The organism is Paeniglutamicibacter sulfureus (assembly GCF_030512175.1).
GTDB lineage: Bacteria > Actinomycetota > Actinomycetes > Actinomycetales > Micrococcaceae > Paeniglutamicibacter > Paeniglutamicibacter sulfureus.
Map to the genome: position 1 here is coordinate 420,344 of NZ_JAULBL010000002.1, position 24,123 is coordinate 444,466.

At 62.1% G+C, this 24,123-nt stretch carries 26 protein-coding genes and 2 pseudogenes; 18 read left to right on the forward strand and 10 right to left on the reverse strand.

The features are described from left to right. Positions 1-132: 132 nt before the first annotated feature. Both Q2T94_RS08595 and Q2T94_RS08600 read left to right on the forward strand, forming a co-directional pair. Entirely contained in the window at positions 133-948 is an 816-nt protein-coding gene (locus Q2T94_RS08595) for a maleate cis-trans isomerase family protein (protein ID WP_302263679.1), read from the forward strand. Positions 949-960: 12 nt separating this feature from the next. Further along, entirely contained in the window at positions 961-2,358 is a 1,398-nt protein-coding gene (locus tag Q2T94_RS08600; RefSeq protein ID WP_302263680.1) for an SLC13 family permease, read from the forward strand. Positions 2,359-2,613: 255 nt separating this feature from the next. Here the strand turns inward: Q2T94_RS08600 and Q2T94_RS08605 are convergent, their stop codons facing one another. Continuing rightward, positions 2,614-3,138 (reverse strand): hypothetical protein, encoded by a 525-nt coding sequence (locus Q2T94_RS08605; protein WP_302263681.1) that lies wholly within the window; start codon positions 3,136-3,138, stop codon positions 2,614-2,616. Between the two features lie 211 nt (positions 3,139-3,349). Here Q2T94_RS08605 and Q2T94_RS08610 point away from each other — a divergent pair, with 211 nt between their 5' ends. Together Q2T94_RS08610 and Q2T94_RS20685 are read left to right on the forward strand one after the other, a co-directional pair. Beyond that, positions 3,350-4,675: an MFS transporter gene (locus Q2T94_RS08610; protein ID WP_302263682.1), complete on the forward strand. Its 1,326-nt coding sequence runs from the start codon at positions 3,350-3,352 to the stop codon at positions 4,673-4,675. Then, positions 4,635-4,958, forward strand: coding sequence for a DUF302 domain-containing protein (locus Q2T94_RS20685; protein WP_495885114.1), 324 nt, complete (start codon positions 4,635-4,637; stop codon positions 4,956-4,958). The genes Q2T94_RS08610 and Q2T94_RS20685 overlap by 41 nt, the downstream gene beginning before the upstream one ends. Here the strand turns inward: Q2T94_RS20685 and Q2T94_RS20655 are convergent. Further along, positions 4,940-5,118 (reverse strand): annotated as a pseudogene (locus tag Q2T94_RS20655) (DUF4158 domain-containing protein); the annotation flags it as partial. The gene Q2T94_RS20685 and the pseudogene Q2T94_RS20655 sit on opposite strands and share 19 nt — an antisense overlap. A 150-nt stretch (positions 5,119-5,268) precedes the next feature. Between Q2T94_RS20655 and Q2T94_RS08620 the strand changes: the two are divergent. Further along, complete coding sequence (locus Q2T94_RS08620) at positions 5,269-5,628, forward strand: hypothetical protein (protein WP_302263683.1); 360 nt, start codon at positions 5,269-5,271, stop codon at positions 5,626-5,628. A 324-nt stretch (positions 5,629-5,952) separates the two neighbouring features. On the opposite strand, the gene Q2T94_RS08625 is transcribed toward Q2T94_RS08620, so the two are convergent. Next, positions 5,953-7,026: a LacI family DNA-binding transcriptional regulator gene (locus Q2T94_RS08625; RefSeq protein ID WP_302263684.1), complete on the reverse strand. Its 1,074-nt coding sequence runs from the start codon at positions 7,024-7,026 to the stop codon at positions 5,953-5,955. A 150-nt stretch (positions 7,027-7,176) separates the two neighbouring features. On the opposite strand from Q2T94_RS08625, the gene Q2T94_RS08630 reads away from it, so the two are divergent. Both Q2T94_RS08630 and Q2T94_RS08635 read left to right on the forward strand, forming a co-directional pair. Next, positions 7,177-8,148: an asparaginase gene (locus Q2T94_RS08630; RefSeq protein WP_302263685.1), complete on the forward strand. Its 972-nt coding sequence runs from the start codon at positions 7,177-7,179 to the stop codon at positions 8,146-8,148. A 29-nt stretch (positions 8,149-8,177) separates the two neighbouring features. After that, positions 8,178-9,059: a polysaccharide deacetylase family protein gene (locus Q2T94_RS08635; RefSeq protein WP_302263686.1), complete on the forward strand. Its 882-nt coding sequence runs from the start codon at positions 8,178-8,180 to the stop codon at positions 9,057-9,059. A gap of 703 nt (positions 9,060-9,762) precedes the next feature. Here the strand turns inward: Q2T94_RS08635 and Q2T94_RS08640 are convergent. Next, positions 9,763-10,068 carry an ArsR/SmtB family transcription factor gene (locus tag Q2T94_RS08640; RefSeq protein ID WP_302263687.1) on the reverse strand — a complete coding sequence of 102 codons (306 nt, stop codon included), beginning with the start codon at positions 10,066-10,068 and terminating at the stop codon, positions 9,763-9,765. Between the two features lie 398 nt (positions 10,069-10,466). On the opposite strand from Q2T94_RS08640, the gene Q2T94_RS08645 reads away from it, so the two are divergent. After that, on the forward strand, positions 10,467-11,570 hold the full coding sequence (locus Q2T94_RS08645; RefSeq protein WP_302263688.1) for an NADH:flavin oxidoreductase: 1,104 nt from the start codon (positions 10,467-10,469) through the stop codon (positions 11,568-11,570). On the opposite strand, the gene Q2T94_RS08650 is transcribed toward Q2T94_RS08645, so the two are convergent. Further along, a complete protein-coding gene (locus Q2T94_RS08650; protein WP_302263689.1) occupies positions 11,539-12,639 on the reverse strand; it encodes an SDR family NAD(P)-dependent oxidoreductase in 1,101 nt (366 codons plus the stop codon). The two genes, Q2T94_RS08645 and Q2T94_RS08650, sit on opposite strands and share 32 nt — an antisense overlap. Before the next feature lie 476 nt (positions 12,640-13,115). Then, entirely contained in the window at positions 13,116-14,291 is a 1,176-nt protein-coding gene (locus tag Q2T94_RS08655) for a zinc-dependent alcohol dehydrogenase (protein ID WP_302266386.1), read from the reverse strand. 642 nt (positions 14,292-14,933) lie between these two features. Between Q2T94_RS08655 and Q2T94_RS08660 the strand changes: the two genes are divergently transcribed. Beyond that, positions 14,934-15,428, forward strand: a complete 495-nt coding sequence (locus tag Q2T94_RS08660; protein WP_302263690.1) for a DUF2231 domain-containing protein — start codon at positions 14,934-14,936, stop codon at positions 15,426-15,428. Positions 15,429-15,676: 248 nt separating this feature from the next. Here the strand turns inward: Q2T94_RS08660 and Q2T94_RS08665 are convergent, their stop codons facing one another. Then, the gene (locus Q2T94_RS08665) at positions 15,677-16,243 is read right to left on the reverse strand and encodes a DUF4383 domain-containing protein (RefSeq protein WP_425566747.1); all 567 of its coding nucleotides are present in this window, start codon (positions 16,241-16,243) and stop codon (positions 15,677-15,679) included. A gap of 247 nt (positions 16,244-16,490) precedes the next feature. Here Q2T94_RS08665 and Q2T94_RS20555 point away from each other — a divergent pair. From Q2T94_RS20555 to Q2T94_RS08680, 4 genes and pseudogenes are all read left to right on the forward strand, one after another. Next, positions 16,491-16,847: pseudogene (locus Q2T94_RS20555) on the forward strand (GAF domain-containing protein); the annotation flags it as partial. Positions 16,848-16,933: 86 nt separating this feature from the next. Next, entirely contained in the window at positions 16,934-17,137 is a 204-nt protein-coding gene (locus tag Q2T94_RS20560) for an ANTAR domain-containing protein (protein ID WP_367281534.1), read from the forward strand. A 155-nt stretch (positions 17,138-17,292) separates the two neighbouring features. Then, positions 17,293-17,532, forward strand: a complete 240-nt coding sequence (locus Q2T94_RS08675; protein ID WP_302263692.1) for a hypothetical protein — start codon at positions 17,293-17,295, stop codon at positions 17,530-17,532. A gap of 232 nt (positions 17,533-17,764) precedes the next feature. Then, the gene (locus Q2T94_RS08680) at positions 17,765-17,902 is read left to right on the forward strand and encodes a hypothetical protein (protein ID WP_264271567.1); all 138 of its coding nucleotides are present in this window, start codon (positions 17,765-17,767) and stop codon (positions 17,900-17,902) included. 258 nt (positions 17,903-18,160) lie between these two features. Here the strand turns inward: Q2T94_RS08680 and Q2T94_RS08685 are convergent, their stop codons facing one another. After that, positions 18,161-18,496, reverse strand: a complete 336-nt coding sequence (locus Q2T94_RS08685; protein ID WP_264271568.1) for a YnfA family protein — start codon at positions 18,494-18,496, stop codon at positions 18,161-18,163. A 96-nt stretch (positions 18,497-18,592) separates the two neighbouring features. Between Q2T94_RS08685 and Q2T94_RS08690 the strand changes: the two genes are divergently transcribed. After that, the gene (locus Q2T94_RS08690) at positions 18,593-19,039 is read left to right on the forward strand and encodes an SRPBCC family protein (RefSeq protein ID WP_264271569.1); all 447 of its coding nucleotides are present in this window, start codon (positions 18,593-18,595) and stop codon (positions 19,037-19,039) included. 21 nt (positions 19,040-19,060) lie between these two features. Here the strand turns inward: Q2T94_RS08690 and Q2T94_RS08695 are convergent, their stop codons facing one another. Together Q2T94_RS08695 and Q2T94_RS08700 are read right to left on the reverse strand one after the other, a co-directional pair. Next, the gene (locus Q2T94_RS08695) at positions 19,061-19,786 is read right to left on the reverse strand and encodes an SDR family oxidoreductase (protein WP_264271615.1); all 726 of its coding nucleotides are present in this window, start codon (positions 19,784-19,786) and stop codon (positions 19,061-19,063) included. A 256-nt stretch (positions 19,787-20,042) separates the two neighbouring features. After that, positions 20,043-20,234, reverse strand: a complete 192-nt coding sequence (locus tag Q2T94_RS08700; protein WP_302263693.1) for a hypothetical protein — start codon at positions 20,232-20,234, stop codon at positions 20,043-20,045. 324 nt (positions 20,235-20,558) lie between these two features. On the opposite strand from Q2T94_RS08700, the gene uraD reads away from it, so the two are divergent. The 4 genes from uraD (at position 20,559) to Q2T94_RS08720 (ending at position 24,095) form a co-directional block, all read left to right on the forward strand. Then, positions 20,559-21,065, forward strand: a complete 507-nt coding sequence (gene uraD, locus Q2T94_RS08705; RefSeq protein ID WP_302263694.1) for a 2-oxo-4-hydroxy-4-carboxy-5-ureidoimidazoline decarboxylase — start codon at positions 20,559-20,561, stop codon at positions 21,063-21,065. Positions 21,066-21,126: 61 nt separating this feature from the next. Further along, positions 21,127-21,483, forward strand: a complete 357-nt coding sequence (gene uraH / locus Q2T94_RS08710; RefSeq protein WP_264271572.1) for a hydroxyisourate hydrolase — start codon at positions 21,127-21,129, stop codon at positions 21,481-21,483. Positions 21,484-21,488: 5 nt separating this feature from the next. Continuing rightward, positions 21,489-22,415, forward strand: coding sequence for a factor-independent urate hydroxylase (gene pucL / locus Q2T94_RS08715; RefSeq protein ID WP_302263695.1), 927 nt, complete (start codon positions 21,489-21,491; stop codon positions 22,413-22,415). Between the two features lie 75 nt (positions 22,416-22,490). Beyond that, the gene (locus Q2T94_RS08720) at positions 22,491-24,095 is read left to right on the forward strand and encodes a solute carrier family 23 protein (RefSeq protein WP_302263696.1); all 1,605 of its coding nucleotides are present in this window, start codon (positions 22,491-22,493) and stop codon (positions 24,093-24,095) included. The last annotated feature ends 28 nt before the right edge of the window (positions 24,096-24,123 follow it).

Below are 24,123 nucleotides of genomic sequence, written 5' to 3' on the forward strand. Positions count from 1 at the left end.
ATTCCAGATCACTCGTGTCCGTAGTGTGACGTAGTTGACACAATCGACAAATAACCCGCATACTGAGTTCACAACTTACAGAGTGGGATTCCCCACTTATGATTCTGCGCTTTCAATGGAGAACCCGTGAACATGTCAGCCGTTACTTGCGAAACTTTCCCTGAACAGAAGGATGCCAAAACGTCCAGAATCGGACTCATTGTCCCCAGCTCCAACACCACTATGGAAACGGAACTTCCGGAATTGTTCCGCCGCCAGTCAGAGGCCACGGGTCATCATTACACCTTCCACTCCGCGCGTGCTGCACTGAAGAACGTCAACCGCGAGGAACTGTTGGCCATGGTGGATAAAGCGGGGGAATGCGCTCGTGCGGTTTCTGACGCCGCCGTCGATGTCATTGCTTACGCCTGTCTCGTGGCGGTGATGGCGCAGGGCCCCAATTCCCATGAAAAATCAGAAAAGATCATTGCGTCCGCGGCTGAGGAGAACGGTCACCCTGCTGCGGTTTCAAGCAGTGCCGGCGCACTAGTGCGTACTCTGCAATCAATCGGGGCACGAAAGGTTTCGATGGTAGCGCCCTACATGCTGCCCCTTACCCAAATGGTGCGTGAGTACATCGAAGGTGCCGGCATAGAGGTAGTCGATGCGATCAGCTTAGAAGTTGATGACAATCTAGCCGTTGGTGCATTGGATCCACAGAAACTTCCGATGATTGCTCAAGGCCTCAATCGTGAGGGTATTGATGCCGTGATTCTTTCGGCATGTGTGCAGATGCCATCACTACCTGCGGTCCAGAAAGCAGAGGATCTGCTGGGAGTACCCGTCATTACGGCCGCAACGGCAACTGCGTACGAGATCCTGAAAGCGCTCGGGCATGAACCTTCAATTGCCGGAGCTGGGGGTCTGCTCTCCGGAGCCTACGCACCTGTTGCTTCTCGGCGTGCTTAGGGGAGAGTCACCATGTCTTTGTCTCTGATCGCATTCTTCGTTCTGATTGGGGCGTTTGCTCTCGGCTCATTTACGCGCGTCAACGCAGGCCTCGTTGCATTAGTAGCAGCATTCGTCGTCGGAGGTCTCGTTGTTGGGATGCCCATCAAAGACGTCATCGCACAATTCCCCAGCGGCCTGTTTTTCATCCTTCTTGGAGCTACGCTGCTGTTTGGAATCGTGCGCGTCACCGGCACGATCGATCTACTCGCGTACTGGGCCGAGCGACTCGCCGGAGACCGGCGCTTCCTAGTGCCGGTACTAATGTTTCTTCTGACCGCCGGCTTGGCTTCAGCAGGAGCATTCACGCCTGCGGCGATCGCTATTGTGGCACCTGTGGCGTTGGCATTGGGTTCTAGGTTCAGGATCAGTACGCTCGCAATGGGTTTAGTCATCGTCCAAGGAGCCAACGCTGGTGCTTTCTCTCCGGTCAACCCCTTTGGTGTTCTAGCCAATGTGATGCTCGATAACGCGGATGCCTCCGGAGATTCCCTGAAGCTCTTCCTCTACTGCTTCATATTCAACGCTATCCTCGCCTTCATCGCCTACGTCGCTATCCAGGCCATTATGAACAGGCGTGGCGGACGGCCTCTCCCCCGCTCAGAATCAACCAGCAGCGGGACTGCTCTTAGGACCACTCTGGCCGATGACTCCGTGGGTCATGACGCAGGTCAGTACCGAACGACAACCGGAACACAAACCGGAGTCGCTGTAGCCGACCCACGCACGCAACCCGATATCGAAGTTTCGCTCGGGGCACCGGTGAAAGTGGACGCGACTCCTATGAGGATCCTTACGCTTGCCGGGGTGGGAACCCTACTGATTCTAACCACGGTTTTCAGTTTGGATGTTGGCGTTGCGTCCCTGATCATCGCTATCGCACTGATCTGCATCAAGCCCGGAGTTCAAAAGCCTGCTATTGAGGGGCTGCCTTGGAACGCGATTATCCTCGTAACAGGCATCGTCACTTATGTCGGAATGCTCGAAGAGATGGGCGCGTTGAAAGAACTCGAGGCCGGTATCGCTAGCCTCGGTAACGGATCAATTGCAGCACTGATTACGAGCTATGTTGTCGCTATAGTCTCTGCTTTCGCCTCGACCACCGGAACACTTGGAGTAATCAGTCCCATTGTTACACCTATTTCCTTGGACCCGCTGCTCAGCCCAATCGGAGTTGTCACCGCCATTGCCATCAGTTCTTCGGTAGTGGATGTTAGTCCGATGTCCACCAGCGGCGCGCTCCTCATGGCTAGTGCCCCACCAAAGGACGAACGACTCTTCTTCCGCGCTCTCCTCCTCTGGGCCATCGCAATGATCGCAGTTGTCCCTATGCTCGTGTGGTTCATCTTCGTGCAGCTCGGCCTCGGATAGCCACGAAAGGACATACGAATAGATAAAGGCATCCTAGTGCGGTGCATGTTTAAAGAATCAGCGGGCTTATCCATATTGGTCTAGATTTTTTTGGCCCCAGTGTTCGGAACTTTTGTTGGGTTGTTGACCTCAGTATGGAATTGGTCCGTGTTTACGCCGAATGCCGGCAGGGGTTTCCACATAGCCATATTCGTTGGCTAGAGATGAAGAGGCAGTGACCGGTTATTTTTCTAAGCGGTCACTGCCTCTTCATCTCTACTGCTTGATCAGTTCGTGGATGCCACCGACGAGCCACTTCCCACCGAGTGCATTCTGATGCAGCTCCACATACCAAGTCCCGGCATCGGTCTTGAAATCAGCCGTTACAACCTGCTCATTATGCTCCGTACCGTCCATCACCGGACCGGAAAGGATCTTGTCGAACGGGATTCTTGCCGGGTCGATGTACTCGGCCTCGATGGCATATTCCTTCTCCAGATAGGGGCGTATCTCGGCGTGCCAGCGCTGCTCCGGTTCATCGGGCCGGGCAAACAGGCTCATGACCTTCACCGCGACCTCTTCCGGGCTCTCGATCACCGGGACCGAGGCCTCCACGGTCGGGGAAACCTGGGCGGTGCCCTCGGCGTTGCCGGGCAGCTGCGCGCAGCCGGCGATGGCCAGCACGGCCAGACCGGCACAGGAGAACGCAGCGACCCTGGACCACAGGCCGGCACCGCGCCCGGGGGGCGTGGAACCGGGTGCGTTGGAGTCGGGGGCATGGGGGATCCTGGAACGGGGCATTAGAGCACTCCCTTGGATTTGAGGATGGGCACGGGGTCAATCACGTATTTCAAGGTGGGGGTGCGCGCGACGACAGGCTGCTTCATGCTCGGACTCCTGGGGTGCCGGGGCTGGGCGGCAGGACGGCAAGGAGCCGGAGGGCTAGTGGGCTTCGGGTGCCGTGGTGGTGGCGGGGGATCCCAGGGACGTGCGTCGCAGCGGGCATGCGGGGATGGCAAACCAGCACAGCGCCGCCACCGCCCTGGGCCTGCGCGCCAACGCGACCCAGTTCGCCCTGCTCGTCGCGATCAACGCCCTGGTTGGGGGCATGGTCGGGCAGCAGCAAGCCGTCCTGCCGCTGCTGGCCCACGCCGAATTCGGCCTCAGCGGATACACGTTCCTCTTCACCTACGTGGCCGCCTTCGGGATCGCCAAGGCAACCTCCAACTGGTTCGCCGGAACCCTCTCGGACCGCTACGGACGCAAACCCGTGCTGCTGGCCGGCTGGCTCTTCGCCATCCCGGTGCCGCTGATGCTCATCCTTGCCCCGGACTGGAGCTGGGCCATCGCCGCGAACGTGCTGCTTGGCATCAACCAAGGCCTGACCTGGTCCACCACCGTCATCATGAAAATCGACCTGGTGGGTCCGGCCCAACGAGGCCTGGCCATGGGCCTGAACGAAGCCGCCGGCTACGGGGCCGTGGCCGCCACCTCCCTACTGGCCGGATACCACGCCGAACAATACGGGCTGCGACCCGCGCCCTTCCTCCTGGGGATCGCCTACACGGCCCTGGCACTGCTGCTGTCCGGGGTGTTCGTCAGGGAGACCCGCCCGCACGCCCTCCTGGATGCCGGAAACATTGCCTCCCGGGGCGCCTCCGCCCGGCATGGTCGGGATGCCAAACTATCCAACCGCCAAATCTTCTCCCTGACCAGCTTCCGCGAACCTGCCTTGTCCTCGGCGAGCCTGGCCGGCCTGGTGAACAACCTGAATTTCGGCCTCTCCTGGGGCCTGTTCCCGCTGCTGTTCGCCACTGCGGACCTCGGCACCAGCCAGATCGGCCTGCTTTTCGCCCTTTATCCCGGGGTGTGGGGCATTGGCCAGATGTTCACCGGGGCCCTCTCTGACCGGATCGGGCGCAAGCACCTCATCACCGCCGGCATGCTGGTCCAGGCCACAGCCCTGGCGATCATCGCGCTCGGAAGCGGCTTTGGAGGGTGGGCGGCCGGAACGGTGTTGCTCGGTGCGGGAACCGCGATGGTGTACCCCACTCTGCTGGCCGCAGTCGGCGACGTCGCCCATCCCTCATGGCGTGGACGAGCGGTGGGCATCTACCGGGTCTGGCGCGACCTCGGATACGCCGTTGGTGCCATCATCGGCGGGATCGTCGCCGACCTCGTGGGGCTCAACGCGGCACTGTGGATGGCCGCGGCACTCAGTGTGGCCGCAGCGATCGCCGTCGCGATCCGCATGTATGAAACGCACCCACCGCATCCCCGGCCAACCCCTGCCGGCGATGCCCCGGCAATGCTGCCGCGCGACCACACCAACCCGTAGCGTGGGCACGGAACCGAGGTCCCCTACCGTAGCGGAGCACGCAACTGCCCACGGCGCGCCTCCACACCACGACCCGAGGAGAACCACAGTGAACTACACCCACGCCATCACCGTGCCGCTGTCTTGGCAAGACGCCGTCGAACGGACACGCGGCGCCCTGGCGGAACAGGGAGTCGGTGTCCTGACGGTGATCAACGTGAAGGAGACCTTCACCCAAAAGCTGGGCCAGGAGGCCGGGAGGCCGTGGGGGACTACATCATCTACCCGCACCGTGATCAGTTGAACAGCAAATCCCAGGCGGTTGTGCATTCCCCGGCGGCGACCGACCACCAATAAGCCGGCATCGTCCAACCAACAGAAACGTTCCAGGTCCTCCGCTGGTACCTCGTCGGGGAATCCGCGAACCCTGCGACCTGCTCATCACTTAGAAAATCGACCGCCATGCCCCCCAATCAACAGGCCGCTGACTCCTTAGCGTGAATTTCCGGGCGATTCTTCCCCCGACCCCGAAAAGGACGGAACACTCCGCACTCTGGGCATACCGAGAAATCTTCCGTCTAATGCAGGAATAGTGCATTAGACGGAAGATTATTGTGGCTGATCGAGGAGTGCCGCCGGGTTCTGCCTCGCTGTCGCTTTTGCCGGGTGTCTCCTTCCTGAACGACGCAGAATCGGTTTTCACTGCCATGCTGGAGGGCTGGCAGATGCGCCAGCGTGGCGGACGGAACCTCAAGGAATCCTCCGTGCGAGGCACCGTGAGCCAGATTTCGCAGTTTCAGGCGTATATCAACGACTGGCCCTGGAACTGGAACTGGACCGCCGCCGATTTTGACGAAGTGGATGATGCATCTGGTGGCAGTCAAGCAACTGGCTCCCTCGACGATTCGCACCTACCAGTACGTGGTGAGGGAGTTTTGCAGCTACTTGTGTTCCGAGCACTATGGCTGGGTTGAAGAATGCTCCACCCGCTTCGGAAACCACCCGTCCCAGGTCTGCCACGAGTGGAACACACGTTCCACGGTTCTATTTTTGTAGCGGCAGTCTGGGTGCGGCGTGATGCCGATGTTGTGGAATCCATGGACTGCTCCTTTCCTTTCGGGTGGAGAAAGTTTCACAAACTTTTGCGCAAACGGTCGAACAAGATGGGCCCGTGGAATGCGGGGAACCTGCGTGAGTGTGTGAGAGCACATACACAAACGTTTGTGCATGTGTCAGAAAGGGACGATACACGGGAAAGGTGTTGCTTGTCACCCTTACGACCGAGGCATTACTGACTTTCAGCTTGCGGTCGAGGCGCGAACAATCAGTTCAGGAGCCAGTCGGACCGACTCGACGGGTTCGCCACGCAGCATCGCGAGCAGCAGGTTCAACCCGGCCCGTCCCATCTCATGCATCGGCGAATGGATCGTGGTCAGTGGGATGGAAAGCTCGGCCGCCAGTGGGGTGTCGTTGTAGCCGACGATGGCCACGTCGTCGGGCACCGTGATGCCGCGATCGCGCAAGACGCCCATGGCGCCAATGGCGGCGAAGTCGTTGGTGGCGAAGATGGCATCGGGGCAGCCACCCTGCACAAGCAGGCGTTCGGTTGCCTGCCGTCCGCCCGGGGCATCGAAGCCTCCGTGGACGATCCGCTCGGGACGGATCCTGATGCCTGCTTCCAAGCAGGCCTGGACCACCCCGGCCGTTCGGTCGTTGCCGGTGGAGGCGTAGTCGCGGCCCGACAGGATGCCTATGTCCCTGCGGCCGGTCGCCAGAAGGTGCTCGGCAACGAGCCTACCGCCCATGATGTCGTCGCACGTGGCGGAGATGTGGTCGCCCGACCGCCTGGAGACCAGGGTGAACTTGATGCCGCGCTTGGCGAGGGTGTCAAGAAACGGGTCCCCCGTATGGGCATCGCCGAAGATGAGCCCGTCAACGCGCCGCGAGAGCATGAGCTCGGTGCGGGAGGCCTGGTTTTCCGGCCGGTCGAGGGAGTTGGTGACAAAGGTGGAGATCCCCTGCTCCGTTGCGGCTTCTTCGATGCCTTCGTAGACGGTGGCCAGGACAAAGTCCTGAAGCCGGGGGACCAGTACGCCCACGAGCCCCGAGCGACGTGTGCGCAGGCTCGCTGCGTGGGGGTTTCGTTGGTAGCCCCGGGCGGCAACCACCGTTCGTATTCGGTCTATCATGTCGCTGGAGGCCCAGCGCCGGGCCTCCTTGTCGGAGGAGTTGATGACCCGCGAAACGGTGGAAACATTGACCCCGACCTCATCGGCAATCATGCGCAAGGTAACGGGTCCTGAACCTTTGTCCATGTCTCCTCCGAAGGTGCCGCGTGCCTCGGCTGCCTGCGCGACCGGTTGTGCACTCATCAATGACCCAGCATATTTCATAGCGGCGACGTGACATGACGCACTTGCGGCAAACGTTTGTGTGGGGCATGCTAGCGGTATTCGTTCCCGCGGCAGCAATTGAAGCGGGACTATCCATGCGACAGAAGGGTCCAGGTGAAGGTGCATAGCATGCCTCAGGTTTCGGTATTGGCAACGGGAGGGACCATTGCCTCGAGCGAAAACGATCGAGGAGCCTCGGTTGCAAGCCGCGGAGCGGGCGAACTGCTCGGCGGCATCGCCGCTGGAGGGCCCAACGTGTCCTCACGTGATGTCATGCGGCTCGGTTCCTACCTGTTAGGCCACCGCGAACTTCGCCTGATCTGCGAAGCTGTCGCCGCGGAACTGGCCGATGGCGGCGTGGATGGCGTCGTAGTCACGCACGGAACCGACACCATGGAAGAAACGGCATATCTCCTGGACCTGGTCCAGCACTCTTCCAAGCCCGCGGTGCTGACCGGCGCCCAACGCCCTGCCGACCACCCCTGCCCGGACGGCCCGGGAAACCTGCAGGAGGCCATCGCGGTCGCGGCAAGTCCTTCCGCCCGCGACAAGGGCACGATGATCAGTTTCGCCGGCAACATCTATGCAGCCAGGGGCACCCGCAAGGCCCACACCGTCGCGCCCTCCCCCTTCAAGACCATGGACGGCGGACCAATCGGCCAAATCGCAAACGGCCAACCCCATTTCATGTCGGCCCCCATCCGGCCCAGGGCTCTTGCCCTGCCCCCGCCCGCATTCGATAGCATCAGAGTCGACATCGTTACCGTCCACCCGGGTTCCGACGCCACCCTTGCCAGGGCCGCCGTTGAGGCGGGAGCCCGAGGCGTCATCATCGCCGGCAGCGGCGTGGGCAACGGCAATTCGTCGATCCTGGCCTGGGTCGAGGAAGCCGTGCAGGCTGGAATCACCGTAGGGTTGGGCACCCGGGTTCCAGAAGGCCCCGTGGTCCCGTTCTACGGCAACGGAGGCGGGGCCGACGTGGTCAGGGCGGGCGCGCTGCAGCTCGGCTCGCTGCCACTTTTCCAGGCCCGCCTGCTCTTGGCATTGATGCTCTCACACGGCCAAAAACCAAACCCTGAGCTGCTCGCAGCTCACATTTAAACCGATCCGAAACAAGATAAGGAATGAAGATGGCAAAAGAAATTTCCGTGGCGTTCGGCATCGACGTTGATGCCGTAGGTGGCTGGCTCGGATCCTACGGGGGAGAAGACTCCCCGGACGACATCTCACGCGGCATGTTTGCCGGCGAGGTCGGCGTCCCGCGACTGAACGCCTTGTTGAAGAAGTACGACCTGCCGGCAACCTGGTTCTGGCCGGGCCACTCGATCGAAACCTTCCCTGAGCAGTTCGACGAGGTTGTCGCGGCCGGCCATGAGATCGGTGTCCACGGCTACAGCCACGAGAATCCCCTCGCGATGACCCGCGAGCAGGAGACGGACATCCTGGATCACTGCATCAACCTGATCGAGCAGCGCACCGGGAAACGGCCGACCGGCTACGTGGCGCCGTGGTGGGAGTTCTCCAACGTCACCAATGAGCTCTTGCTTGAACGCGGCATCGCCTACGACCATTCGCTCATGCACCGCGACTTCGAGCCGTACTACGTGCGTGTCGGGGACAGCTGGACCAAGATCGATTACGACAAGCCCGCCAGCACCTGGATGAAGCCACTGGTCCGCGGCGTGGAAACCGACCTCGTGGAGATCCCGGCCAACTGGTACCTCGATGACCTGCCGCCGATGATGTTCATCAAGTCCAGCCCGAACAGCCACGGATTCGTGAACCCTCGCCACCTGGAAGAAATGTGGCGCGACCAGTTCGACTGGGTGTACCGCGAACACGACCATGCGGTCTTCACCATGACGATCCACCCCGACGTCTCCGGCCGGCCGCAGGTCCTGCTGATGCTTGAGCGGTTGATCGAGCACATCAACAGCCACGAGGGCGTGAAGTGGACCGACTTCAACTCCATCGCTGAAGAGTTCAAGGCGCGCAACCCGCGCCAGAAGTAACCGGAAGGAATTCGGCCCGCACATGTGTGGAGCCTGCGCACGCATCGCACCGGATTGGGCCGGACCCATGGTCTCCGGCCCAATCCGGCGTGCCTCGATTGGCCGTTTCCTCACTGGGGTGTGCCGTGGGATCAAGGTCGGCACGTTCCCCGGCGGGTGGACGGTTACCAGACAAACAGGTGCGGCTCGCACCACTTCGAACTTTGACGAACTGCTCGACCTGGTTGCACCGCACTGCGCCGTCCCCGGCTGGGAAGCCTTGGATGCGGCTCTTGTTGAATACCGGGGATCCGCAAGAGCCGAGGAATTCAGCGACTACCTGCCTCCGCCCGCGGATGTCAGGAGCGCATCTGCAGTCGTCCTTGTTCGATCCGGTGCTGCTCCAACGCATCTCCGCCTGGCAGCGTTTGGGCTCGGCGTCAGGGCATTGGAAGGACATAGCGCGGCGGTGGAATTCCCACACCGGCTCGCGCCGTTCACCATGGTTGCAGTGGACGGGACCATCCTGGGCTCTGTTCCGCTGCCGGCCCCGGCCCCGTGAAAACGACACTTCGCTGCTCGTTTCCAGGACGCCGGATGAAGCACTGTGGAGGCTGGCACGTCGCGTAGCCTCGGTGATTCAGGCGGGAGCTGCCGCACGTCAGGCAGTCCCGCCCTGGGGGCGCTTCGGGCTTCTGCGACCAACCGACGGAACTGCACCCCATCATTGCACTTCGGATGTGGCGACGGCTGTTTCACTTCGGGCGGCTTGAAGAACCGCCCGCAGCAATCCCGGAAACCGGACTTCAATGTCGGCTGCTCGTAGCGTGTTGAGGATCGTGGTGCCGCTGTAGCGCTGTTTAATCAGGCCAGCCTCACGCAGGACCCTGAAGTGATATGTGGAGGTGGACTTGCTGATTGGCAGTTGGAAGGCGCTGCAAGCCTGATCGATTGATGCGTTCGCGAGTTGGCCAACAATTTGTCGTCGCACTGGGTCGGACAACGCGGACAGCACGGTGTCCAGCTGCATCTCTGCTTGGGACGGGTGGGCGAGAGCGCGCACGTGTACTTGGCCTCCTCGATTGCTGAATTGACTGCGAATCTATTGTACGATAGTTCTAGTACTATGAAGAATGTCGTACTTTGAACGCGGGTAAGGCAGTGCGAGTTAGCACTAAAGTGCGCAAGCCGTTGAACTGCTTCTTCTGCCCTGCCGCTCTCGTGCGGATCCATGCCCCGCCTATGCATGGACCTGGTCATGCACGGTGCAGTTGGCGACAAAGCGGTCCCCGACAGACCAAACTAGAAATCCCGAAAATTCAACAAACCGAACGCTGGCCGTGTTTACGCACACAATCGTTTGGGTAACCAATATGCTCAAGCTTCCCAACGGAATAGCGCCAACCCTGAAGATCCAAGGAGATAAACATGACAAACCCCAGCCCGTTTTGGTCGCGTCTGAAGATCGGTTCCACGTTGTTGCCCAACCGTGTGGCGTTGGCCCCCATGACCCGCGTCAGTGCCACCGAGGACGGATTGGTCACGGACAAGATGGTCTCCTATTACGAGGCTTTCGCCCGGGGCGGCTTCGGACTGCTGATCACCGAGGGGATCTATCCCGACACTTCATACAGCCAGGGCTACTTGCATCAGCCTGGTCTGGCAACCGATGAACAGGCCCGGTCCTGGGCCAGGGTTGTAGACGCCGTCCACGCATCAGGGTCCGCAATATTCGCCCAGCTCATGCACGCTGGATCCCAAGCGCAGGGAAGCCGCTTTGCGGACGCCACGGTGGGTCCCTCCGAGGTCGCGCCCAAGGGGGAACAACTGGCCTTCTATCGCGGCGAGGGGCCCTACCGGGTGCCTGCTGAAATCACTCGGCATCAAATGCAGGACGTTCGACAAGGCTTTGTGGATGCCGCATTGCGCGCCAAGGCTGCCGGGTTCAATGGCGTGGAGATTCACGGCGCCAACGGCTACCTGCTGGACCAGTTCCTCACCGATTACCTCAACCTCCGCACTGACGAGTACGGAGGCTCCGCCCAGAACCGGGTGCGTTTCCCTGCGGAGATCGCCCGTGCCGTGCGTGAGGCCGTCGGACCAGAAATGACCGTGGGTATCCGGATCTCCCAGGCTAAGGTCAGTGACCACGACCACCGGTGGGCCGGTGGAATTGATGAGGCCAAGATCATTTTCTCCACTCTGGGTGACACAGGCGTCGACTTCATCCACACCACCGAGTACAAGGCCTATGCTCCGGCGTTCGGCGACGGGAGTCCCTCGCTGGCCGCCCTGGCCAAGCGGCACTCCGGGTTGCCGGTGATCGCCAACGGACACCTGGACGACCCCGAGACAGCTGAAGCGCTGCTGGCCGACGGCACAGCCGATGTCATTGCCTTGGGCAAGGCGGCTCTGGGCAACAGAGACTGGCCGGATCGGGTCCGCCACGGGCGGCCTCTCGACGAGCTGGACGCGAGCCTTTTTGCCCCGTTGGCCGACGTCAAGGACTGGGAGCTCGATTTACTCTCCTGAGCTTGACGTTGAACCTTCGGAGGGCCAACCACCAAGAAAGTGGTTGGCCCTCCGGCGTGTCGCATCGCTTGAGCCGCCCTCGTTTTTCGATGCTTCTGGTCCCAGATGAACGAAGTACCACCAAGAACCGAGGGCCGTGATCCGGCTGGCGCCTGTGCCGGAGAATCAACCAGAGGCCAAGAATGGTGCCGGCAGTGCCGAAGCCCCTGATGCGGTTGGACCGCCAATTCCCGGTGACGTGGTTGCTTGAAGGGTCAGGGGCGAAGACCGTACCGCTCGAAGGGGAGACGGGGCCTTTTCGCAGGGCGAGCAGGTCCATCACCGGGTTGATGCACCGGTCGTAGAACCGCGGGAAAACGCCGTGGACCGGGACGAAGGTGCGCTGGATCTGGCCGACTACGGTTACCGGCCGTGGCCGTTTCGCGTTCCCCATGATCGCCCGGGCCACACGATGCGGGGAAGCAACGGGGGGCAGCGGGTGCACGCGTTTGCCGGTGTAGTTCGCGGCGTGCTGGTAGATGGGGGTGTCGATTGTTGCGGGCAGGACCAGGCAGATGTGGATGTGCTTGGATTTTTGTAACTCTTGGCGCAGCACCTCCGTGAAGCCGAGCAGTCCGAATTTGCTGGTCACGTAGGGGGAGATATATGGCGAGGTGATTTTGGCATAGACCGATCCGATGAGAATCAGGGTTCCGTGGCCCTGGTTCCGGAAGTGCGGCAGCACGGCGCGGGCAGTGTGGACGGGACCGAAAAGGTTTGTTTCAACGATTCGGCGAAACACGTCAGGTGGGGTGGTTTCGAAGGTCCCGTAACTGTAGACGGAGGCACCGCCGATGCACACATCGATCCGCCCGAACGCTTCAACCGCTGAATGGATGAGGGCCTGGACCTGGGACTCGTCGCTGATGTCGGTGGGCACGGCGATCACCTGCGCTCCGTGCGTGGTGCATTCGGCGGCGACTTCTTGAAGGGTTTCCGCGCTGCGGGCCGCGAGGACGAGGCGGGCACCGGCTTTGGCGAAGGTGTGTGCGGTGGCCCGCCCGATACCGCTGGAAGCACCCGTGATCACGACCACCGCTCCAGGTGCCCCGCGGCCTTGGCCTCTCACCGTCCCCGCCGGCCCGGCGGGGCAGCCACTGCGGGGTAATGATCAGCGGGCACGGTCGGATTGACGCGGCAGGCTTTGTTGGCCATTCCGGGAACCATGTGCGCGTCCATGCCTCTTGCGTTCGCCCGCCAGGGGCTTTCCTTGGGTCCCGGGGACACACGCAGCGAAGGAGCAGTCGCCTCGTTGACCACAAACAAGCCGGAACCGTACAGCGCTCCACTGCCCACCCTCATGAGGGGCCCTGTTCCTGACAGAGCGACACGGCGCTCCACATGCTGGGCAGGAACAGAGCCGGCCGGGAAGGCCGAGGGCCGCGGAGGCCAAGGTCCCAAGGCCCTCGAGATGCTGTGCCGTCTGGTTTTTCACCTCTCGGGGGATGTGTCACAGGATTCCCTTCTCACCGGTTCAGTTGCAGTTCCGGGTAGATGAGGGGTCGGTCAGGGCTTGAGGACGACCTTGATGCAGTGGTCCTGCTTTTTTTGGAACACCTCATACGCCTCGGGGGCTTCATCGAGGGGGATTTGGTGGGTCATCAGGTCGGTGACGCCGAGCGGGTCCGCAGGGTCCTCTACCAGGGGCAGAAGATCATCGATCCACCGTTTGACGTTGCACTGGCCCATGCGCATCTGGATCTGCTTATCGAACAGGGTCAGCATCGGCATGGGATCCGCCATGCCGCCGTAAACGCCGCTGATGGAGATAGTGCCGCCGCGGCGAACAACGTCAATGCTCGCGTGCAGAACGCTCAGCCGGTCAACCCCGGCCTTTTCGATGGCTTTTTGTGCGAGCGGGTCCGGCAGCAGGCCGGCCGCATGCTGGGCGAAAGTACCGACCGGGGAGCCATGGGCTTCCATGCCCACGGCGTCCAGGACGGATTCCGGCCCCCGGCCTCCGGTCATTTCGCGCAGTTCATCGCCAATGTTCCCGTGAAAGTCCAGGGTTTCCACGCCGTGCCGTTCGGCCATGGCGCGCCGTTCGGGCACGGGCTCGATGCCGATCACCCGGTACCCCAGATGCACACCGGCGCGCGCGGCGAACTGCCCCACCGGTCCCAATCCGAAGACCGTCAGGGTGCCGCCGTCGGGCACGTTCGCGTACTGCACGGCCTGCCAGGCGGTGGGCACGATGTCGGAGAGGTAAAGATAACGGATATCGGGCAGGTCCTGGCCCACTTTGATGGGGCCATAATCGGCGAAGGGCACGCGCAGGTATTCGGCCTGGCCGCCCGGGACGGAACCATAAAGCTCGGAGTACCCGTAGATGGGAGCGCCGAGGCCTTTTTCGCGGACTTGGGTGGTTTCACACTGCGACTGCAGGTCCAGGCGGCACATCAGGCACGTGCCGCAGGCGATGTTGAAGGGAATGACCACCCGGTCACCGACCTTCAGGTTCCTGACGGCGCTGCCGACCTCCTGGACGATCCCCATGGGTTCGTGGCCGAGGATATCGCCCTTCTTCATGTAGGGGCCCAGTATCTCGTATAGATGGAGGTCGGAGCCGCAGATTGCGGTGGAGGTGACTTTGATGATGGCGTCGGAGGGTTCCTGGATGACCGGATCCGGCACCTCGTCCACGCTGATCGAACGCTTTCCCTGCCAGGTAACTGCCCTCATTGCATCAAGTCCCTCTTCGCCGGTATGGATGCTTATCAGTCCAGTATGTTCACACTTGTTGCCGGAAATGAAGAGCTCCGCCGCGGTGGATCCGCAGCTGAAACCGCCACCCCGGCCAAAGAGAAGCCGACCAGGGGAACGGCCACCACGCAGCCCGGGCAAGAATCGAGGTGGCAGAACAGCGCGCCGCAGGCATTGACAGGGTTTTGAACGCTGCCGCGAGGGCTGCAGTTGTCCGCGCCATCGACCAAGTCGGCTGATCCAAGGCTTAGAGGGAAAGAGGCAGGCTCTCAGCGCGTCCTTGAACCGGTGTTGGGCGAATTCGGTTCCGAGCGCCGCGTGGCCCTGGCATTGACCTCTCAACTGACTGTTCACCGAACCCTGGAACTGGCTTGGGAGATCGATTGCCCCATGGAGATGGCGCCCCCGATGGAATCATCGACGCCATGCTCGGTCCACGGGTCACCGTGGGTCAACCCCGCGAAGGGTCCTGCTGCGTCAAGGTCCTGCCAGGCGGCGTCCGGGACCAGAAGGTTCTGAAGCCCAACACTGGCCTCTGGCTTCTAAGGGAAATGGCGGATAGCCTCGCAACTGGATGCCATACATATCGGGCACCCCAACCATTCGTCAATGGAGGCGGAGATGGAGAGCAGGGCAAAAGCCGCAGGGCATGCTATTCACCAGCAATTGGTTGTCTTCCCGCTCGGGCTGCTTGCCACGGCGGTCGTGTTCGACGTGATCGGACTTTTGACCGACAACGGCCGGTTCACGACGGCTTCTTACCTGATGATCGCCGCCGGAGTACTGAGCGGGTTGCTTGCCGCAGTATTCGGGCTGATCGATTTCACCGGTATCCCAAAGGAAACACGCGCCAAGCGCATCGGGTTGCTGCATGGTGCCGGCAACACCGTCATGATCGTATTGTTCGCGATCAGCTGGTGGCTCCGCGGCAACGCCGAGGAAAACGTGCCTGGCACCATGGCCTTCGTGCTTGCGCTGCTGGCAGCCGTCATCGCCATGGGGACGGGGTGGTTGGGCGGCGAACTGGTGGGACGGCTGCGCGTAGGCATAGATGATGACGCAAACCTCGATGCCCCAGCCAAATTCACTACGCACATCTCCCTCAAGAAGCAGTAGCACCGAACCGGTTAGTCTGGCCCGAGCCCGAGCCCGAGCCCGAGCCCGAGCTGTCCGGTATTCCATGGCCTCTGCCGGGGTCTTGTGGACCCCGGCAGAGTCGCCGGTCGGGCTCGTAGCTACGAATGGTCGGTCGTCGGCGATGCGGATCCCACTCAGGTTTCGGGCGGTGATGGCATCGCGGACCAGGTGCAACGCCGGTACGGATGGGTACTCGTGCGCTTTCCGATGCCGCGGATTCCATCGTGTCAGCGGGGTCTATCATGTGTTGGCCGTGCCCGCGGTCCTGTTCTTGTCCCGGTGAGGAGCAGTGCGAGGGCGACCATGCCGAGGCCCAGGACCAGGTGCAGCCAGTTCTCTGCGTCGTTCATCGGCACGAAGTCGGCGTCGCTGTCGTGGTCGATGAGCAGCCCGTAGACCCACAAGACGAGATAGATGACTCCGCCCCAGAGCAGGTAGTGCTTGGCCGCGTCCCGGGTCCTGACCGTCGCAATGCCTGCTGCCCCGAAGAGCAGGTGCACGATGTTGTGCAGGATGGACACCTGGAACACGCGCATCAGCATCGCCTCCGAGTGGTGGCCAGCGAAGGAGAATTGGTCGTAGTTGGTGGTGAATCCGGGAACGCATCCCAAGATCCCGACAAGCAGCAAAACGGCGCCGACGGCCAGCGCCGGCTTCTGGACGTTGTTGCGCTCGGTGCCCGTGCGTGCGGTGTGGCTGGTCCTGGTGCGGCCCCTTCCGGAGATCGTGCCGCAGCTACTTGCTGCGTCCTCACATGCTGCATCACCGGGACCAAATCTGGAACCCCTGACCACGGGGTCCGGGGCCGAAAAATCGGGCCCTCGTCAGTGATGCCGATTGCGTGTGCCCGGTCGAATCGGATTGCCGTGAAGATATTGAGTACTCCGGTGTTGGTGGTTCGGCAGTTGGTTGCAAGAATGGGGCATGGCCGAGAATCGGGCGGACACCAGCATCCGTGAAGACGAAAAGGACCGATGCATGCCCTTGGAAGGTGGCCTGGCAGAGCTGATGGATGTGCTTGCCCGCCTGTTGCACAGCGAAATGGACGAAACGGCGGTACTTGATTGCCTGGCGTGCACAGCCGTTGGGCTCATCCCCGGGGCCCAGGAAGCATCCATCGGCCTGGTGGTGAATCGCCAGAAGATCGAGGCCAGGGCCTTCTCGGGGGACTTGGCCCAGAGAATGGATGCGCTGCAGGAGCAGGTCGGGCAAGGGCCGTGCCTCGACTCCGTCTACGAACGTAAAACAATCATGATTCCTGACATGGCCAGTGAGAGTCGTTGGCCCAGGTTTTCTCTGGAGGCCCGCGCTTTGGGTGCGTCAAGCATGCTCTGCTTCCAGCTATTCACCGATGGCAACAATGCGGGAACCTTCAATCTCTACAGCCGGCAGGTCAACGCCTTTGACGGGGAATCGGTGCGCGCGGGGATGCTAGTTGCGGCGCATGCGACCGTGGTTTTCATGGGCACACAAAAATTGGACAGATGCGTGAGGCGCTGGCCTCACGGGACGTCATCGGTCAGGCCAAAGGCATCCTCGTGGAGCGTTACAAGCTCACGGCTGCAGAGGCCTTTACCCTTTTGGCACAAGCCAGTTCCCGTAGCAACATCAAACTCGTCAATGTTGCGGGACACCTAGCGAACACAGGAAATTTCCCTTCGCCAGAGCCGTCCTCGGCGAGCGTCTGAGTGAACTCCATTCGGTTCTCACCAGGGATGGTGGGGCACGGAAGCGCGGACCGCACGCTCTTCCCGTCCCTTCCTCCTGACCGTAGGTGGGCGAACCAGTCGTCGGCGTCGACCGGCAACCATTGCCAGGGGAACTTGCCCGAGAAGTCCGTGAAGTGCATGACGTTGCGGCGACCCACGGAGATGTGGTGCTCGCGCAGGCTGCGGGCGCGTTGGGCCTGTGCCTACCCGTCAAGAATCTCCTCAAGGAAGGCATCGGCATCTGGTTCGAGCTCGCGGTGCGGGAAGGACACCACATTGCCGTGCTCAGCGATGACAACGACCAGCGTTCATGCCTGCGATATTTGCATGATTCCTGCGTAAATTGCAATAGAAATCATGAAGTACTTGGTTAACCGCCCTTTGCTGGAAGCCGTGAAGTGCGTCCGCGACGGGTCGACCGTCCACGAATCATTGATGGTGAATCCTTGGTTGATCAGGGATGATGCTCCATCGAGGAAGATTCTCCATTTTTCAACAAAGTGCAGGAAATGCACTTTGTCTCTATTCTGGTTGACATAATATTTATTACCGGTTGTTATTTATCTGTGGGGAGTGGCCGTAGAGCGGAAGGGAGGCGACATCCCAATGCTGAAAAGTGCCAGCGGTGGCCGCAAGGCAGCCTTGGGCATGCGCCTGGCGGACCCGACTCTCGAGCTGCTGGAAGCGGCCACCAAGACCGGTGCGGCGGTCGACTTGATCGCTGGGCTGTATGAAAAGAACTAGGACCGGATCTACGAAGACCCGGCCACCGGGAACCCCACCCGGCCCCGGGGCACTTCAAATCGTGTTCTGCGACCTGGGCACCCCATCCCCGGACTGGAACGTGTTCGACCAGTTGAGGGAAGACCTGGCGGCCCGTGGTGTGCCGGGTGAGGAGGTGCGCTTCATGCACGAGGCGAGGAACGATGCCGAGAAGGGCCGGCTCGTGGGGTGCTCCCAGGAGATGGGAGTGGGACCAGCATCCGGGCTCGGGCAGTGCTCCTAGGCCCCGCGCGGGCCGTACATGATCAGCCCGACCCCGGCCAGGGCAACGATGGCACCGGCGATGTCCCAGCGGTCCGGACGAAACCCGTCAAGGAAGACCGCCCACAACAGCGAACCGGCAATGAAGACGCCGCCGTAGGCGGCCAGGATGCGGCCGAAGTTGGCGTCGGGTTGGAGCGTGGCCACGATGCCGTAGAGTCCCAGGGCCACGGCGCCGGCCCCGACCCATAGCCAGCCCCGGTGCTCGCGGATTCCCTGCCATACCAACCAGGCGCCCCCGATTTCGAGCAGGGCGGCCACGCCGAAGAGCAGGATTGATTTCATCACGGTCATGATCCCAATCCTTTCATCAACCGGTGGTGCGTGTTTGCCCCCACAGAAGCGGCGGATTATTCGGTCCATCGCTCGAACCGGGGTAATCTCGTGCGCATGGATATGGGCAAACTCGTCATTGATCGCGAATTTTCCGCACCCCGAGGCGCGGTGTGGGCAGCTTTTACAGAACCGGAAATCCTGGCCGAATGGTTCGGCCCGGAGGGCTGGGGCGTACATGTGGACACGGTGGACATTGAGCCCCGGGTCGGCGGCGTACAGAAGTTCGTGATGCACTTGCTTGAGGACCCCACCCAAACTTCGCCGGTGCATGCGACATTCACCGAGGTCAGGGACCATGAGCTGCTGGTCGGGGAAGATGGACCGCATGAAATGACCCTGAACCTGGTCATCGAATTGCGCGTGGAGTTTTCCGATTGCCCGGCGGGTACCGCGCTGAGGATCACCCAGGGTCCGCTGCCGTCCGAGGTCCTGGAGCCGGCGCGTGCCGGATGGGAGTCCTCGTTCATCAAGCTCGACCGTTTGTTTGCCGCGCACCTCTAGGGTGCCGCGGACTGGCCGGCCCTAGCCACGGCCGATGAACGGCATCCCGGCGGCGGTGATGGTGACGTGGTTGATCGACACCTCGGCCGGTGCGGCGGCAATGAACTCAATGGTTGCCGCGGCTTGGTCCATGTCGAAGGTGGGCTCGACCTTCCGGCTTCCGTCGGCCTGCAGCGCGCCCGAGGTCGCGCCGACATCCTTCATCATCTCGGAGGCGGCGTTGCCGATGTCGACCTGCGAGCACGCTATTCCGTAGGGGCGGCCGTCGAGCTCAATGGACTTGGTCAGGCCCGTGATCGCATGCTTGGTCACCGCGTAGGCAACGGAGGCGGGGCGCGGCACCTGCGCGCTGATCGAACCGTTGTTGATGATGCGACCGCCGCCGGACGCCTGCATGTGCCTGAACGCGGCACCCGCGCAATGGATGGCACCGCCGAGGTTGACTGCGCAGACATCCTGCCATTGCTGCGCCGTGAGCTCGCCGATGGTTGCGGAGGGGCCAAAAACCCCGGCGTTGTTGAAGAGCGCGTCGATCCTGCCGAAGCGATCGATCCCGGCGGCGAATAGCCGTTCCACGGCCGATGGGTCGGTGATGTCGGTGGGCACCACGAGCGCGTTGGGGTGTGTGCCTGCGCTCTGCTCCAGCTGCGCCGCGCGCCGCCCGGCAAGAACCACATTCCACCCGGCCTCGAGCATGCGTCGGGTGACTGCGCGTCCGATTCCGGAACCGGCCCCGGTGACCAGCATGGTTCGCCGCGCGGGTACGGTCTGATTGGGGACAGGGTTCAAGCGGAATCATCCTTTGAAGTGAGACTGGCATTGATCGGCTGTGCCTGCAGGCGAAGTGTTCGCGTTCAGGCATTCGACCCCAGCCTACTGAGGAGACCGCCGCAGCGGCGGGACACCCGTGCCGGGCCGGGGTTCCACCGCCGTGGCCGTTCTTTCGACGTGGTGTGCAATTCGTGGCAGTTGCTCCGGGGCCCTCGAGCCGGACTCCCGGGAGCTACCTGCGAGCGGCGCGCAACCACGACCAGAGTCCGATGCGTGGCCTGGGACTGCGCGGGACACGGCTCATGTCCGGGTCCAATCCGCCGATTGGGTGGAACATTCCGGTGCTGAGTGCCGTCGAGGTTTCCAGAAGTGCGCGCGCTTTTTTCTCGCTGGATGCTTCAGCGATGGGCTGGCTGGTGTTCATGCGGTCCTCCTCGAAACGACAAAGATTCCAAGATGCGAAATCTAAATATTGTTTGGTGAAATTAAGTATGTACGCGGAGCACGGGAAAGGCAAGGGCTCGCCGCAACTTGCTTCACGCCGGCCTCCGGGCAGGGGTGGGCGGGCAGCGGGAAAAGATTCGGCCAAACCCTTGACGGGAAGGGTGTGATCCGAGTTGCATGGTGTGAAAGCAAAGTTCCACCATCCAGAAACATCGAGTCGAAGCCGGTGCCAAGCCGGTGGTAAGGGTGTTCAGCCCTGGATGGTGCAGGAAAACCTCGCAGGATTGAAAGAGCTGATCACCCCATGGACATTTCCCGTTTCAACGACCTCGACTTGGCTGACGCGGCCGCAGTGCTTCGGCCCTGTGCAGATATTGGCCGCTGGATTGAGACGATTCTCAGCGCCCGCCCCTTTGGTTCCATCGATGAACTCCTGGCCTGCGCGCAAAACGCCGCCGACCCGTTCACCGAAGCGGAGATCAACGTGGCGCTTGCCCACCATCCCCGGATCGGGGAACGCGCCGCCGGTTCATCCGCGGAAGCAACGCTCAGCCGCGGCGAACAATCCACGCTGAATCTCGACGGGCGAATTGCCGCCGAGCTTCTCTCCGGCAACCGTGCCTACGAGGAACGGTTCGAACGCGTCTTCCTGATACGCGCCGCCGGCCGAAGCAGCGAAGAAATTCTCGCTGAACTGCGCCGCCGACTGGACAACGACCCCGAGGCCGAACTGGCGGAAGTCGGAGAACAGCTGCGCGCCATCGCCCTCCTTCGCCTCGACGCGTGCTTCGGCCGCGTGCCCTCAAGCTAGATCACGTCCACCGGAATCTTAAGCTTTTTCCTTCCCCTCAACGAATCCAAAGGAGCCTTCGATGAGCGCCAACCAGGCTGCGAGAAGCCACATCACCACCCATGTACTCGACACCGGGACCGGGAGGCCTGCCTCCGGTGTCAAGGCCACGCTGGAAGCCAAGACGGCATCCGGCTGGCAAGAAATCGGATCAGGAGTCACCGATGCCGACGGACGCATCGAGTCACTCGGTCCGACAAAGGTTGAAGCAGGTCACCACCGAATCGCGTTCGGCACCGGTGACTACTTCGGAAAGACGGGTACGGAAACCTTCTTTCCCGCGGTGAGCATCGATTTCGTCGTTGGCGACACCGCCGCTCACTACCACGTACCTCTTCTTATCAGCCCGTTTGCATATTCCACGTACCGAGGGAGCTAGATATCATGAACACCTTTGCAGCCGAAAAGAAGACCGGCACCAAGATCGTTCTCGGCGCCAACCAATACGGCAAGGCCGAGGTCCGGCTGGTGAAGATCACCCGGGACACCGAGCGGCACGAGATCGAGGACTTGAACGTGACCTCGCAGCTTCACGGCGACTTCCTGGCCGCGCACATCGACGGCGACAACCGGCACGTTGTCCCAACCGATACACAGAAAAACACGGTCTACGGCTTTGCCCGGGATGGCGTTGGCTCGCCGGAGGCGTTCCTGTTGCGGCTCGGTGCGCACTTCACCACGGAATTCGACTGGGTCACGGGCGGGCGCTGGGCAGCCGAGCAATACTTCTGGGACCGGATCCAGGAGCACGATCACGCGTTCTCCCGGAACAAGTCCGAGGTGCGCACCGCGGTCCTGGAAATCAAGGACGGCGAGGCCTCGGTGCTCGCCGGGATCAAGGACCTCACGGTCCTCAAGTCCACCGCCAGCGAATTCCGCAACTTCCCCGTTGACCGCTACACCACCTTGCAGGAAACCGGCGACCGGATCCTGGCCACCGACGTCAGCAGCCGCTGGCGCTACAACTCCAACGCGGTTGCCGGAGGGGACGTGGACTTCAATGCCGTCTACGACTCGGTGCGGGAACTGCTGTTGGCTGGCTTCGCGGCCAAGCATTCCTTCGCCTTGCAACAGACAATGTTCGACATGGGCGAGGCGGTCCTGGAGGCGCATCCGGAGATCGAGGAAATCAGGTTCTCGCTGCCCAACAAGCACCACTTCCTCGTCGACCTGTCCCCGTTTGGACAGGACAACCCGAATGAGGTCTTCTTTGCCGCGGATCGCCCGTACGGCCTGATCGAGGCGGCCATCACCCGCGAGGGCGCCTCCGCAGCCCATCCGATCTGGGAAAACACGCCCGGATTCTGCTAGCCGATGAGGTCTCGGGGGTGCGCGCGGTGCAACGCGCGCACCCCCGATGCGTCGCAACCCGTCAAGGAGTCAGACATGAAGGCCGCGCAAGTCAAAAATACTACACACCGTCCCGAGGACGAACGGCTGCCCCTGGGCAAGACGATCGCCTACGGGCTCCAGCACGTATTGACCATGTATGGCGGCATCATCGCCCCGCCGCTGATCATTGGCGGTGCCGCCGGGCTCACCCCGGAACAAATCGGCGTGCTGGTCGCCAGTTGCCTCTTTGTCGGCGGTCTGGCCACGATCCTGCAAACCGTCGGCGTCCCCTTCTTCGGCGCCCAGCTTCCCCTGGTCCAGGGCACCTCCTTCGCCTCCGTTTCCACCATGGTGGCCATCGTCAACGGCGACGGCGGCATCCAGTCGGTTTTCGGCGCGGTCCTCGCGGCCTCCGCGATCGGCTTCCTGGTGGCCCCGTTCTTCGCGAAGATCGTGCGGTTCTTCCCGCCGGTGGTCACCGGCGTGGTCATCACGATGATCGGGCTCTCGCTCATCCCGGTAGCGGCCAACTGGGCCATGGGCGGAAACGCCAAGGCCGACGACTATGGTTCGCTGGCCAATATCGGCCTGGCCGGCATGACGATGGTCATCGTGCTGCTGCTCTCCAAGGTCGGCAAGGCAGCGATCTCACGCCTGTCGATCCTGCTGGCAATGGTCATCGGCACCGTCATTGCGGTGTTCCTCGGTGTGGCGGACTTCTCGGCCGTGGGTCGCGGCGCCATCTTCGCCTTCCCGCAGCCCTTCGCCTTCGGGTGGCCGGTGTTCGAGGTCGGTGCCATCGTCTCGATGACGATCGTCGTCATCGTGATCCTCACCGAAACCACCGCCGACATCCTCGCGGTGGGGGAGATCGCCAAGACCCGCGTCGATTCGCGGCGCATCGCCGACGGCCTGCGCGCCGACATGGCCTCCAGCATCCTGGCCCCGGTCTTCAACACCTTCACCCAGAGCGCGTTCGCGCAAAACGTCGGCCTGGTGGCCATCACCGGGGTGAAATCCCGCTTCGTGGTCACGGCCGGCGGAGGCATCCTGGTTGTCCTGGGCCTGCTTCCGGTGCTCGGCCGCGTGGTCGCCGCGATCCCCACCCCGGTCCTGGGCGGGGCAGGCATCGTGCTCTTCGGCACCGTTGCGGCCTCGGGGATCCGCACCCTGGCGAGCGTGAAATACGACAACAACCTGAACATGATCATCGTGGCCACCTCCATCGCCTTCGGTGCGCTGCCGATCGTCAAAACCGACTTCTACGATGCGTTCCCGACCTGGTTCGCCACCATCTTCCACTCCGGCATCAGCTCGGCCGCGGTCATGGCCGTGGCACTGAACCTGCTGTTCAATGAGCTGAAGATCGGCACCCCGAAGCGACACGGTTCGGCCTATGCCGCGGCCCCACCACGCATGCTCATTGCCGACCAGATCCCGCGCATCGTCAAGGCGGAGGAAGTCCGCGGGCTACTGGACGGGGACCGGTTCAAGTCCGGCAAGCTCATCGCCGCGGACGGCGAGGAGATCCCCGTCGTCGACGACGACGAATTCAAGGGCATCGTCGAGGAGTATCGCAAGAAATGCGAGGCGGCCGGCGTCCCGTGCCCGGACGAGTCCGAGTTCGTGCGATCCGGGAAGCCCCCGCAGCTTCACTGAGCGACTCTGGCCCGTGCGGCCATTGGCA

Bases quoted from the DNA above. Each gene is read 5' to 3' on its own strand.
- Q2T94_RS08625 (WP_302263684.1), bottom strand. From the start codon at position 7,026: ATGAGTGCACAACCGGTCGCGCAGGCAGCCGAGGCACGCGGCACCTTC.
- uraH (WP_264271572.1), top strand. From the start codon at position 21,127: ATGAGCGCCAACCAGGCTGCGAGAAGCCACATCACCACCCATGTACTC.
- Q2T94_RS08700 (WP_302263693.1), bottom strand. From the start codon at position 20,234: ATGAACACCAGCCAGCCCATCGCTGAAGCATCCAGCGAGAAAAAAGCG.
- Q2T94_RS08595 (WP_302263679.1), top strand. From the start codon at position 133: ATGTCAGCCGTTACTTGCGAAACTTTCCCTGAACAGAAGGATGCCAAA.
- Q2T94_RS08600 (WP_302263680.1), top strand. From the start codon at position 961: ATGTCTTTGTCTCTGATCGCATTCTTCGTTCTGATTGGGGCGTTTGCT.
- pucL (WP_302263695.1), top strand. From the start codon at position 21,489: ATGAACACCTTTGCAGCCGAAAAGAAGACCGGCACCAAGATCGTTCTC.
- Q2T94_RS20685 (WP_495885114.1), top strand. From the start codon at position 4,635: ATGCCCCGGCAATGCTGCCGCGCGACCACACCAACCCGTAGCGTGGGC.
- Q2T94_RS08610 (WP_302263682.1), top strand. From the start codon at position 3,350: ATGGCAAACCAGCACAGCGCCGCCACCGCCCTGGGCCTGCGCGCCAAC.
- Q2T94_RS08660 (WP_302263690.1), top strand. From the start codon at position 14,934: ATGGAGAGCAGGGCAAAAGCCGCAGGGCATGCTATTCACCAGCAATTG.
- uraD (WP_302263694.1), top strand. From the start codon at position 20,559: ATGGACATTTCCCGTTTCAACGACCTCGACTTGGCTGACGCGGCCGCA.
- Q2T94_RS08605 (WP_302263681.1), bottom strand. From the start codon at position 3,138: ATGCCCCGTTCCAGGATCCCCCATGCCCCCGACTCCAACGCACCCGGT.
- Q2T94_RS08720 (WP_302263696.1), top strand. From the start codon at position 22,491: ATGAAGGCCGCGCAAGTCAAAAATACTACACACCGTCCCGAGGACGAA.
- Q2T94_RS08655 (WP_302266386.1), bottom strand. From the start codon at position 14,291: ATGAGGGCAGTTACCTGGCAGGGAAAGCGTTCGATCAGCGTGGACGAG.
- Q2T94_RS08685 (WP_264271568.1), bottom strand. From the start codon at position 18,496: ATGACCGTGATGAAATCAATCCTGCTCTTCGGCGTGGCCGCCCTGCTC.
- Q2T94_RS08680 (WP_264271567.1), top strand. From the start codon at position 17,765: ATGCTGAAAAGTGCCAGCGGTGGCCGCAAGGCAGCCTTGGGCATGCGC.
- Q2T94_RS08645 (WP_302263688.1), top strand. From the start codon at position 10,467: ATGACAAACCCCAGCCCGTTTTGGTCGCGTCTGAAGATCGGTTCCACG.
- Q2T94_RS08640 (WP_302263687.1), bottom strand. From the start codon at position 10,068: ATGCAGCTGGACACCGTGCTGTCCGCGTTGTCCGACCCAGTGCGACGA.
- Q2T94_RS08630 (WP_302263685.1), top strand. From the start codon at position 7,177: ATGCCTCAGGTTTCGGTATTGGCAACGGGAGGGACCATTGCCTCGAGC.
- Q2T94_RS08695 (WP_264271615.1), bottom strand. From the start codon at position 19,786: ATGCTGGTCACCGGGGCCGGTTCCGGAATCGGACGCGCAGTCACCCGA.
- Q2T94_RS20560 (WP_367281534.1), top strand. From the start codon at position 16,934: ATGCGTGAGGCGCTGGCCTCACGGGACGTCATCGGTCAGGCCAAAGGC.
- Q2T94_RS08690 (WP_264271569.1), top strand. From the start codon at position 18,593: ATGGATATGGGCAAACTCGTCATTGATCGCGAATTTTCCGCACCCCGA.
- Q2T94_RS08635 (WP_302263686.1), top strand. From the start codon at position 8,178: ATGGCAAAAGAAATTTCCGTGGCGTTCGGCATCGACGTTGATGCCGTA.